This is a genomic window from Odoribacter sp., assembly GCF_985060555.1.
The window spans coordinates 20,976-32,265 of the sequence record NZ_CFKYFN010000066.1 but is presented as its reverse complement, the minus strand read 5'-3'; the positions used below and the strand labels follow the sequence as shown (position 1 = coordinate 32,265).

The following is an 11,290-nucleotide window of genomic DNA, read 5'->3' as shown; positions in this document are numbered from 1 at the left end:
TAATGGTAAAATTTGTGGTTTCTAATTAGGGCTGAATTCTGCTGATGGGATTAGCTCTGATTTTTATATCAAAAAGTTTTATGAAATAAAAATAATCGATTTTTTTGAAAATAGAAAATATATTATATATTTGTTGGATAATCTTTATAAATTTGATATGAAAACAAAAATTTTTTTAATAGCGCTAATAAGTGCTGTAATGTTTTCCTGTTCAGAGGAAGAAATTGATAGATCAGATAACAAAGAAAAAAAATCTGAAATCCAAGTCACAAATAATTTGCTGGTTTTTCCCAATGAAGAAAGTTTGGTATCGGCTTTGAATAACGATTTACCAGATCCAATTAAAGCCTCTTTTAAATCTCAAAGAAGTATTTTCGATACTTTAACCGAGCGAGAATATCGTCGTGCTTTATTTCTAAGAAATCTTTCTGATGAAGAATATTACAAAGTAGACAGACATTGTGATTATTATCGTGAATTATTAAAAACAAATTTTATTAAAGAAACAAATTTAGACGACGGAACCCAATTATATCAATTAAATCTATGTATGCCTACTTATTCAAATGTTTTGAATGAAGATGGATTTTTTGCTATTGGAGACACCATTTATCAAATAACCCCTAATCAATACAAAATATGGAAAAATGGGGATATTAATAATTATCAGGAATTAATTGAAATTACAGAAACTGATTTGTCTAAAAATATCTATGTTTATAATTTTAATGATTCGCAAAATGCAATTAAAACCCGTTCATTATTTCCTCTTTATAATATAGATCAAGAAGTTGCTTATTATACTTATTATGATCCGACACTTTCAAATAATCCGGCAAATGGAACATGCAGAGGAATTTTGACATTTTATGATAAAACAGGTTTATCTATACCTAACTACACACGAAATGTTTATATTCGAATTAGTTATCAGGAAAAAACAGATGGTAGAAACTATTCCTTCAAAAAGGTGGGGTATGAATTGGAAAGTTGGTTTGATACTTATGTCGATAAAAAACCTGCTCCAAAAATGGAATTATACGCAAACGGTACTAGTCAAGATGTCTGGTATACAGTTTATTTCCCTTATGGAATGTTAGTAGAAGGTCAACAGACTCAAACAGCAGGAGACCAATATTGGAATATAGTTGAATATTATCTCAGGGTATATTTTAAAGGTGAAAAGGTAGGATCAACAGCTTTTAAAGGTAAAAGGCAGGAACCCCTTTCAGGTACATTTTACTATACTCCATTTGATGGAGCACTTAGATTAACCGAAATGCTACCGGAATGAAAGTAATTTTCTATATTTTAATTTTTTGTCTTTTCCTGATCTCATGTAACGACGATGAGGAAAAGATAATTCCTTCTTTGGTTGGGAAATGGGAAGTGGTAGATTCTTATTTTTACACTAATAGTAACCAAGGTATCTGTTTCTCCATAGGAGATTCTTTGTATATGGGTTTAGGAATTCCCTTTTCATCTTCCTATAGCTCGCCCAACGAGTTAAGGCGGTATACGAAAACAAGCTATGGGGAGGCGATGAAAGATTTTCCGGGTAAACCCCGGATCGGGGCAGTTGCATTTACAATAAAAGACAAGGCATATATCGGTCTGGGCAAGTCTATCACTGATGAAAAGGAATACTATAAAGATTTTTGGGTGTATGATGCCACAAGCAATAGTTGGGATTCCCTGACATTTGAATTTCCGGGAGATGCTGTGGTGGATGCTGTGGCTTTCTCTTTAAACGGCATGGGATATGTCGGAACCGGTTTGAAAGCTAATGGACTATATTCCGGTGAATTTTATCAATTCGATCCTCAATACGGTTGGGGAGGGAAAGCCAATATGGTATTGCCGAAAGCAGGAGCCACTACATTTCAACTCAACGGAACCGTTTATCTTTGTTTCGGACACAGCAGCTACGAAGATTGTCGGGATGTTTATCGATTCGACCCGAAAGAGTTCCGTTTTATACCGTTGAATTCGCTTTTGCCTGACAAGTATCCGGGAATTACACGTTCGTATGCATCTTCATTCGTGTTGACTGTGGACGGGCAGGAATATGCTTATATTGTAGGTGGTGACTTAGGATTAAGCGTAGCCCCACCCTATTGGTATTGTTGTCGGTACAACTATCTGAAAGATGAGTGGGAAGAAACACCTTCCATGCCCAGATCCCGTTCTCATGTAACAGCATTCGTAAAAGACAATGCCGGATATGTTTGTTTTGATGACATCGTCTATAAGTTTGTTCCTTAGTGTTATGCTGTCCGCTAAAATAACTGCTTTAGCGGACAGCAATATTATTTTTCTATCAGTTCCCTTATGTTTTTCTCCAATTCCCCGATCGTAGTCGGTTTGGCGATAATCTTGTGATTTTCGTCGATCAAAAACATCGAAGGAGTAGCGAAAAGATTATAGTCGTTTGCTATTTCACTGTCAAAACTGCCTTCTGTGATATTTACCCATTCCAAATGTATTTTGTGAGCGTACAGGTAAGGTATCTAAGGCAAATAATGCTCCGTTATAAAACCGTAATAGAATGGGTTGAGAATCGGCCGGTAGATTTTTCACCTCTAATCTGACCCGATAATCTTTGCTCCATCCGGTAAATGGCAAAAGACAAAAAAGACGATGAATAATTTTAACATACACTTATCGATTTAAAGAACCTGATTTTGTGGGGTATTGTTCAGCCACATTTCGATATTCCTGATTACGATATTCAGCCGGGTTTCAAAAGCTTCCCGGGTGGCGTAGCCCATATGCGGCAACATCAGTAGATTAGGTGCATTAAATAATTCCAGGTTCAGAGGAAGCGGAGGTTCCTGATCGTAGACATCGACGGCTGCTCCGGCTATTTGTCCTTTTTTCAGGGCATTGTAAAGCGCTTCCTGGCTGACGATGGGTCCCCGGGCGGTGTTGATCAGGACAGCATGTGGTTGCATGAGTGCAAATTCGTTTGTCCCGATAAATGCTTTGGTTTCCGGGTTCAAGGGAAGATGTACCGTAATGATATCCGATTGACGCAGAAGGGTATCTTTGTCCACCTGGGTGATATGAGGAAGGGCCTTGGGGCTGCGGTTATAGCCTAAAACCTTGCATCCGAAAGCGTTGGCTAACAGAGCTACCCGTTGGCCGATGGCTCCGAGCCCGACGATACCTACTGTTTTTCCGTGAAGTTCGCTTCCCAGGACTCCCTGCCGGTCTCCGCCGATACGGAGAATGGCATCTCCGCCTACCATTTTTCGGTACACGGCGATCATCATTCCGATCGTTAATTCGGCTACTGCTTCTGTAGAGTAACCGGCGGCATTACAAACCGTGATACCCCGTTTTTTACATGCTTCCAGATCGATATGGTCCACTCCGGTAAAGGCTACAGAGAGCATCCGGAGCTTCGGACAATTTTCAAAGAAATGTTTCCGCAACGGAATATTGCTGACTACGACAACTTCGGCATTTCGGGCTCTTTCGATCAATACCTCTTCATTCTCATTCCGGTCGTGATAAAAAGTGACTGTATGTCCCTGGTTTTTCAGAGTAGCCAGACTTTTGTTTATCGTGCATTCGCACATTCCTAACGATTCGACAAATACGATATTCATACTTACATACTTTTAATGCTGTGTTCTTTCCGGGTAAAACTACAACGTGTTTATCCCAGATGTTTTGGAGCCTCTAAAATAGTGAATATTTTGATAAAGTATACGGATCGTTTTATTTTGAAAACCAGGAAGACCCTGTATTTTTCTGACAGAAAGAGATACTTTTTAATTTATTTTTCGTACAAGGTTATAAATCAGATAAAATAACTATGAAACGAGAAGATTTATTATCCAAAATCTCTGATCCGTCCAAAGTCTGGGATGTTGTCGTTATCGGAGGAGGTGCAACCGGTTTGGGAGTTGCCGTAGATGCAGTTACAAGAGGGTATAGTGTCGCTTTATTCGAATGGGAAGATTTTGCAAAAGCAACTTCCAGTCGTAGTACCAAGTTGGTGCATGGAGGAGTCCGGTATTTGGCTCAGGGAGATGTTTCATTGGTATTGGAGGCTTTGTACGAAAGAGGATTACTCCAACAGAATGCTCCGCATCTGGTAAAAAATCAATCTTTTCTGATTCCGAATTATCGTTATTGGGATAACTTTCTTTATACAGTCGGACTGACGATATACGATATCCTCGCCGGCCGTCTTAGTCTGGGGCGTTCTAAATATGTATCCAAAAAGAAGACTACGTCTTATTTACCGACGGTCCGGGTGGATGGTTTGAAGGGAGGGGTAGTCTATCATGACGGTCAATTCGACGATTCCCGCCTGGCAGTCAATCTGGCTCAGTCCTGTGTCGAAAATGGCGGATGTCCGATCAACCGTATGAAAGTAACGGCGATATTACACGGATCCGATGGCCGGGCAAGAGGGGTGAAGGTTCAGGATTTGATGAACGGGCAGGAATATGAAGTGAAAGCCAAAGCGGTGATTAATGCGACCGGCATCTTTGTGGATAGCATTATGGAAATGGATGTGCCGACTCACGAGCATATGGTGAAACCGAGCCAAGGGGTACATTTGGTCCTGGATAAGTCGTTTCTGCAAAGTGATTACGCTATCATGATCCCCAAGACCGACGATGGCCGGGTATTGTTTGCCGTGCCCTGGCATGACAAAGTGGTTGTCGGAACGACCGATACTTTACGGGAACATCCGGAATTGGAGCCACAAGCTCTGGAGTCGGAAATCGAATTTATCCTGAATACGGCCGGACGTTACCTGACTCGTAAACCTCAACGGAGCGATGTCCTTTCGGTATTTGCCGGATTACGTCCATTAGCGGCTCCCAAAAAGGAAGGTAAAAGTACGAAAGAAATTTCCCGGAGTCATAAGATTTTTGTTTCTGAAAATAAGCTGATTACCATCACCGGAGGGAAATGGACCACCTATCGGAGAATGGCTGAAGATACGGTGGATAAGGCGATCGAATTGAATCTGCTGGAAAAGAAAGCATGTGTGACAAAAAAATTCAGGATTCATGGTTATCAATTAAATCCGGATCTCAATAATCATTTGTATATTTATGGCTCGGATATTCAGGCGATCAAAACCTTGATGCAGTCCGATCCGGCTATGGCCGAAAAACTGCATCCCAAATATGATTACACTGTGGCCGAGGTGGTATGGGCGGTTCGGGAAGAGATGGCATTGAATGTTGAGGATATACTGGCCAGGCGTGTCAGGTTATTGTTCCTGGATGCCCGGGTGGCTGCCGAAGTTGCCCCTAAAGTGGCCCGGATCGTTGCCAAAGAATTGGGATACGATCAGGCTTGGATCGATGGGCAGGTAAAAGAGTTTACCGATTTGGCCGGACACTATATTTTAGAGTAAAACGTATATTTGAAAGTTACAGCGGTTTTAAAGGCGGCAAGGGGTTCAGGAGTTAAGTTAACCGCTGTAACCCTTGTAACTGAAAAAGTATATTATAATTATTCAGGAATGTCAGAACAGTATATTTTATCGCTCGATCAGGGAACCAGTAGTTCCCGGGCAATTGTTTTCGACCACGATGGTGAAATCAAAGCTGTGGCTCAGCAAGAATTCCGGCAGATATTTCCTCAGCCGGGATGGGTGGAACATCATCCGCAGGAAATCTGGACCTCCCAGGCTTCTGTGATTGCCGGGGCTATTGCTTCGGCCGGTATTAACGGATTGGACATCGCTGCCATCGGGATTACAAATCAGCGGGAGACGACGATTGTATGGGATCGGGAGACCGGACAACCGGTTTATAATGCTATCGTCTGGCAAGACCGCCGTACGGCTTCATACTGTGATGCTTTGAAGGCTGAGGGGAAAACCGAATTTATCCGGGAGAAGACCGGATTGATCATAGACGCTTATTTCAGTGCCACTAAAGTCAAATGGATTCTGGATCATGTCGAGGGGGCAAGGGAAAAAGCCGAAGCCGGAAAGCTTATTTTTGGAACGGTGGATTCCTGGCTGGTCTGGAAATTGACCCGTGGGGAAGTACATGTTACGGACGTCACCAATGCTTCCCGTACGATGCTTTATAATATCCATCGGCTGGCCTGGGATCCGGAATTATTGGAACTGTTCGGTATTCCTGCCGCGATGTTACCTGAAGTCAAGACCTCCAGCGAAATATATGGACACACGAAAACGACCCTCTTTGCCCATAAAATACCGATTGCAGGCATTGCCGGGGATCAGCAGGCTGCCTTGTTCGGTCAGATGTGTACCGAACCCGGAATGGTAAAGAATACTTATGGAACGGGGTGTTTCCTCTTGATGAATAGTGGTGATAAACCGGTTGTCTCGAAGAATAATCTGCTGGCGACCATTGCCTGGAAAATCGGAGAAGAAGTGACTTATGCCCTCGAAGGAAGCATTTTTGTCGGCGGGGCGATCGTTCAGTGGTTGAGGGATGGTTTAGGGATTATCCGCTCTTCGGGCGAGGTGGAGACTTTGGCACATAGTGTGCCGGATGCCGGTGGGGTTTATTTTGTACCGGCATTGACAGGCTTGGCCGCTCCCTATTGGAATCAGGATGTCCGGGGAGCTATTTCGGGTATTAGCCGTGGAACGACAGCCGCTCATATTGCCAGGGCTGCCTTGGAGGGAATCGCTTTTCAAACCATGGATGTGGTCAATGCCATGATCCGGGATGCCGGTATCGAATTGAAAGAATTGCGGGTGGATGGAGGAGCTGCTGCGAATAATGTGTTGATGCAGTTTCAGGCCGATATTTTGAATACCACGGTCATACGACCCAAGATCATCGAGACCACAGCCCTGGGGGCTGCTTATCTGGCCGGTTTGGCGGTAGGTTATTGGAGCGATATTCATGAAATCCGTCAACATTGGCATAAAGAAAAGGAATTTATTCCTTCCGGAGAACAACAGAAAATGGAAGAACTGAAAGAGGGATGGAGAGATGCTGTCGATCGGGTGCTTGAACGATAATTGTATATTGGCTTGCTATGACGATTTCTTTATTCACAAAATGTCTGTTCGAATTTATCGGTACTGCTTTGCTGATCCTGCTGGGAGACGGAGTGGTGGCCAGTTCATTACTGAAGCATTCCAAAGGTTTCGGCGGAGGCTGGGTGGTGATTACTTTTGCCTGGGGATTTGCCGTCATGTGTGGGGCATTTGTGGCCGCTCCCTACTCGGGAGCTCACCTGAATCCGGCTTTGTCTATCGGTTTGGCGTTGGCTCATACTTTTCCCTGGGCTTATGTACCTGCCTATATTATAGCGCAATTGGCCGGTGGATTTTTGGGAGCTGTTCTGGTCTATGTTTTCTATAAAGATCATTACGATGCAACAGAAGATCCCGATGTGAAATTAGGTACTTTCTGTACGATGCCTGCAATCAGGAATATCCCCCGTAATCTGATCTGTGAGGTCATCGGTACTTTTGTGTTGGTTTTTGTCATTTTGTGTCTGGCTATCGATGGGAATACGCCTGAGGTCGGATTGGGATCTGTGGGATTGTTTCCGGTGACTTTCCTGATTGTCGCTATCGGTATGTCTTTAGGAGGAGCTACCGGTTATGCTATCAATCCGGCCCGGGATTTGCCTCCCCGTTTCGCTCATTTTGTTTTACCGATCCGGGGTAAAGGGAGTAGTGGATGGGGATATAGCTGGGTTCCGGTTTTGGGTCCTATCCTGGGGGCCTGTCTGGCTGCCGGGTGTTATAAAATAATTTTTCCTTGACTTCCAAATCCTATTCTGAGTAATTATTTTTACCTTTGTTAGCTCATTTGGTGTAATATAAGGTGAAGTGTCTGAATGTTCAGCCCTTTTATACGAATTTAAAAACTGGAATGGAAAAGATCATGTCATTGTCTGAAAGACATCAAAAGATTTTAGAATTATTAAAAGTAAACGGAATCGTTTCAGTAAATAGTCTTAGCCGGCAATTGAATGTTTCTTCGGTGACGATCCGGAAAGACTTGGGATTACTGGAAGAAAAGAAATTACTATATCGTTCACACGGAGGAGCTATTCAGATCGATCCCTATATAGCCAACCGGCATGTGCAGGAAAAAGAAAAACAGTTTCCGGAAGAAAAGAAAAGGATTGGTATGAAGGCTGCCGAAATGCTGACTCCCAATGACGCTATCATTATTGCTTCCGGTACTACGGTATTGGCTTTTGCCCGCTGTATACCTCCGGAGGCTCAGCTGACCGTACTGACTTCTGCGATGAACGTTGCCATGGCTCTCCTGAATTGTCAGCAGGTGGAAGTGATTCAGTTGGGCGGTATTGTCCGGCATACCTCTTCGTCGGTTACCGGAGAATATGCTTTGCGGATGTTGGAGAATTTTTCCGGGACGAAGCTTTTTCTGGGGGTAGATGGAATCGATTTAAAATATGGACTGACTACCACGAATTTTATGGAAGCCAGTGTAAATCGTGCGATGATCGATGCGGCGCAAAAGATTATTGTCCTGACCGACTCTTCTAAATTCGGCCGGCGGGGGTTTGGAAAGATCTGCGAACTGGATGCTGTCGACCAGATTATCACCGATTCCGGCGTATCTCCCAAAGTGGTCCGGGAATTAGAGGAGTTGGGGATTAAGGTGTCGATCGTCTAAGGAGCTTTATTTTTTATGTCGAAGATACAAGTGATTTATTCCAATACAAACGGCAATGCCTCTGCTTTCGCGTGGACGATTTCGGGCCGGTAATTGAATTCTTCGTAGGAAAAAGCAGTTAGTTCTTCTTTAGTCGTCAGGCGATTTTGAAGGATATAGCGGGTCATGGCACCACGACACATTTTGGCATATACGACAATGGTTTTCAATTTGTCTTCTTCACGAATGAAAAATTGAGGTTCCAGGACTTTCACTTCCCGTCTGACCCGTTTCCAGTCGAACAGACGGGTCATTTCCTCTGTGGCAAGATGCACCAGGCAGCCATCGTCCTGCTTTACTGAATCGATCAGCACATCGGTCAAACGTGGTTTCCAAAAATCGAACATGTTCCGGTTGTCGTTGTTCGGTAACTTTACGTTACCCTCTAAACGGTAGTTTTTGATCCGGTCCATAGGCCGGAGCAGGCCATATAAAAAGGAGCAAATCCACAGATGGTTGTTGGCGTAGGCATAATCGGCTTCTGTAAATTCCCAGGCGCGGAGGTGGCGATAGACTATGCCGTTGTATGACAACACGGCAGGCCCGCTGTCGTCGGAATCGAAAAAAGACAGATAACGTAGTTTGTTCAGGATAGCCAGGCGTGGATTACATTTCAGGGCTTTCCCCAATTCCGCTTCCGTGAAGGCCGCTAATTGGAGTGCATGGCGTTCGGCTTCTTCCAGAAACTTCGGCTTTGTCAGGATTGACGGTGAAAGCTCAGGCCTTGTCGTCATGTTTTTGGCACAAGCGAGTAATATCTGCATGGTCTTGTTTTTAGAACTTATACAAAAGTAATAAAATAATCAGGAAACAATAGGCTGTTTTTCCGGGTATTTCAACGTGAGGCCATTCGGTAGATGGTTTTTCGTTTCGGGGAGTAATTGGGATATGGTGTTTCATTTGTTTTCGTTTTGATTGAAAATACTTTCGTTTTTCTTTTGAAATGTTTTGAATTGTTTGTTTCTTTGTGGGTGAAAATATAATTTTCTGCACAAATGAAACAAAATGATATGACCAAGCCATTTGATGTGATTGTAATCGGCGGTGGCGCAACCGGTGCTGGAATTGCCAGAGACTGTGCCCGTAGAGGGATTCGTGTGCTTTTGATCGAGCGATTCGATATATCGACGGGAGCGACGGGACGAAATCACGGTTTGTTGCATAGTGGTGCCCGCTATGCAGTGACTGATCAGGAATCGGCAGAGGAATGTATTAAAGAAAACAGGATTCTTCGGCGGATTGCCAGTCATTGTGTGGAAGAGACCGACGGTCTGTTCCTGAGTTTGCCGGAGGATGACATTCAATATCAGGCAAAATTTGTCGATGCTTGTCGACGTGCCGGAATCCGGGCCGATATTATCGATCCGAAAGAAGCGCTGTTGCTGGAGCCATCTGCCAATCCGGCTATTATCGGGGCGGTAAGGGTTCCCGATGGGGCTGTCGATCCTTTCCGTTTGACTACTTCGAATATCATCGATGCCCGTAATCATGGGGCTGAAATTCTCACTTACCACGAGGCGACGGAATTAATCCGTGAACAGGATCGTATCGTCGGAGTGAAAGCCCTGGATCATAGGACGAAAGAGACTAAAAATTATTATGCTAACGTTGTCGTAAATGCCGGAGGAATCTGGGGACACAACATCGCTAAGATGGCGGGAATAACGGTGAATATGCTGCCTGCTAAAGGTGCCCTGCTGATTTTCGGGCATCGGGTGAATAATATTGTTTTGAACCGGTGCCGCAAGCCTGCGGATGCCGATATTCTGGTTCCGGGTGACACGATTTCATTGATCGGAACCACTTCGAGCAAGGTGTCGTTTGATGAAGTCGACCGGATGTATGTGACTCCCGGTGAGGTGGATTTATTGTTACGCGAAGGGGAAAAATTGGCTCCGGTTCTGGCACAAACCCGTATTTTGCGGGCTTATGCGGGTGTACGGCCTTTGGTTGCGGCAGACGACGATCCGAGTGGCCGGAATGTGAGTCGGGGAATTGTGCTGCTGGATCATGCTGTCCGGGATGGACTTGAGGGATTTATTACGATTACCGGCGGGAAGCTGATGACCTACCGGCTGATGGCTGAGTGGGCTACCGATTTAATTTGTAAAAAGTTGAATGTGAACGTCCCGTGTACGACCGCCAGTGAAAAATTGCCCGGTTCGAGGGAGGATCGTGAAGAAGTGGAGAAAAAGATTATCTCGGTACCCTTGGCTCAGCGAAATTCTTCTATTTACCGGCATGGAGATCTGGCGGAAAGATTTTCCGGGAATGATGTGCTGGAAAATAGTTTAGTATGTGAGTGTGAGGAAGTTTCTGTCGGAGAGGTAAAGTATGCTTTGAATGAATTAGAAGTGCACAATCTGGTGGATTTGAGAAGAAGGACGCGTGTCGGAATGGGTACCTGTCAGGGAGAACTTTGTGCATGCCGGGCTGCCGGATTGATGAGCAGTATGCATAAATATTGTACTAAACGGGCGAAAGAAGATCTGGCTTCTTTCTTGAATGAGAGATGGAAGGGGATGGCGCCTATCGCCTGGGGGGATACTTTGCGGGAAAGTGAGTATACAGCCTGGATTTATGAAAGTGTGTGCGGTTTGAAAATGTCTCAAAAACAAGAAGAGTAA

General features: G+C 44.1%; 10 protein-coding genes. 7 read left to right on the top strand and 3 right to left on the bottom strand.

Annotated elements, in window-relative coordinates:
* Positions 1 to 157: 157 nt before the first annotated feature.
* Both AC5RDS_RS09000 and AC5RDS_RS08995 read left to right on the top strand, forming a co-directional pair.
* Positions 158 to 1,294: a hypothetical protein gene (locus AC5RDS_RS09000; protein ID WP_147379261.1), complete on the top strand. Its 1,137-nt coding sequence runs from the start codon at positions 158 to 160 to the stop codon at positions 1,292 to 1,294.
* Positions 1,291 to 2,265: a Kelch repeat-containing protein gene (locus tag AC5RDS_RS08995; protein ID WP_118113201.1), complete on the top strand. Its 975-nt coding sequence runs from the start codon at positions 1,291 to 1,293 to the stop codon at positions 2,263 to 2,265. The genes AC5RDS_RS09000 and AC5RDS_RS08995 overlap by 4 nt, the downstream gene beginning before the upstream one ends.
* 44 nt (positions 2,266 to 2,309) lie before the next feature.
* Here AC5RDS_RS08995 and AC5RDS_RS08990 read toward each other — a convergent pair whose 3' ends face one another.
* Positions 2,310 to 2,480, bottom strand: a complete 171-nt coding sequence (locus AC5RDS_RS08990; protein ID WP_175315724.1) for a TlpA family protein disulfide reductase — start codon at positions 2,478 to 2,480, stop codon at positions 2,310 to 2,312.
* 189 nt (positions 2,481 to 2,669) lie between these two features.
* Positions 2,670 to 3,614 carry a 2-hydroxyacid dehydrogenase gene (locus AC5RDS_RS08985; RefSeq protein ID WP_118102855.1) on the bottom strand — a complete coding sequence of 315 codons (945 nt, stop codon included), beginning with the start codon at positions 3,612 to 3,614 and terminating at the stop codon, positions 2,670 to 2,672.
* A 209-nt stretch (positions 3,615 to 3,823) separates the two neighbouring features.
* On the opposite strand from AC5RDS_RS08985, the gene AC5RDS_RS08980 reads away from it, so the two are divergent.
* The 4 genes from AC5RDS_RS08980 to AC5RDS_RS08965 all read left to right on the top strand — a co-directional run bounded on the left by AC5RDS_RS08980 (position 3,824) and on the right by AC5RDS_RS08965 (position 8,624).
* Positions 3,824 to 5,389, top strand: a complete 1,566-nt coding sequence (locus AC5RDS_RS08980) for a glycerol-3-phosphate dehydrogenase/oxidase (protein WP_013613468.1) — start codon at positions 3,824 to 3,826, stop codon at positions 5,387 to 5,389.
* Positions 5,390 to 5,497: 108 nt separating this feature from the next.
* Positions 5,498 to 6,985 (top strand): glycerol kinase GlpK, encoded by a 1,488-nt coding sequence (glpK, locus tag AC5RDS_RS08975; RefSeq protein WP_113028585.1) that lies wholly within the window; start codon positions 5,498 to 5,500, stop codon positions 6,983 to 6,985.
* 17 nt (positions 6,986 to 7,002) lie between these two features.
* The gene (locus AC5RDS_RS08970) at positions 7,003 to 7,740 is read left to right on the top strand and encodes an MIP/aquaporin family protein (protein WP_022160619.1); all 738 of its coding nucleotides are present in this window, start codon (positions 7,003 to 7,005) and stop codon (positions 7,738 to 7,740) included.
* 110 nt (positions 7,741 to 7,850) lie between these two features.
* Positions 7,851 to 8,624: a DeoR/GlpR family DNA-binding transcription regulator gene (locus tag AC5RDS_RS08965; RefSeq protein WP_013613471.1), complete on the top strand. Its 774-nt coding sequence runs from the start codon at positions 7,851 to 7,853 to the stop codon at positions 8,622 to 8,624.
* A 35-nt stretch (positions 8,625 to 8,659) separates the two neighbouring features.
* On the opposite strand, the gene AC5RDS_RS08960 is transcribed toward AC5RDS_RS08965, so the two are convergent.
* Complete coding sequence (locus AC5RDS_RS08960; RefSeq protein ID WP_013613472.1) at positions 8,660 to 9,427, bottom strand: YaaA family protein; 768 nt, start codon at positions 9,425 to 9,427, stop codon at positions 8,660 to 8,662.
* 231 nt (positions 9,428 to 9,658) lie between these two features.
* Here AC5RDS_RS08960 and glpA point away from each other — a divergent pair, with 231 nt between their 5' ends.
* Entirely contained in the window at positions 9,659 to 11,290 is a 1,632-nt protein-coding gene (gene glpA, locus AC5RDS_RS08955) for an anaerobic glycerol-3-phosphate dehydrogenase subunit A (protein ID WP_022160621.1), read from the top strand.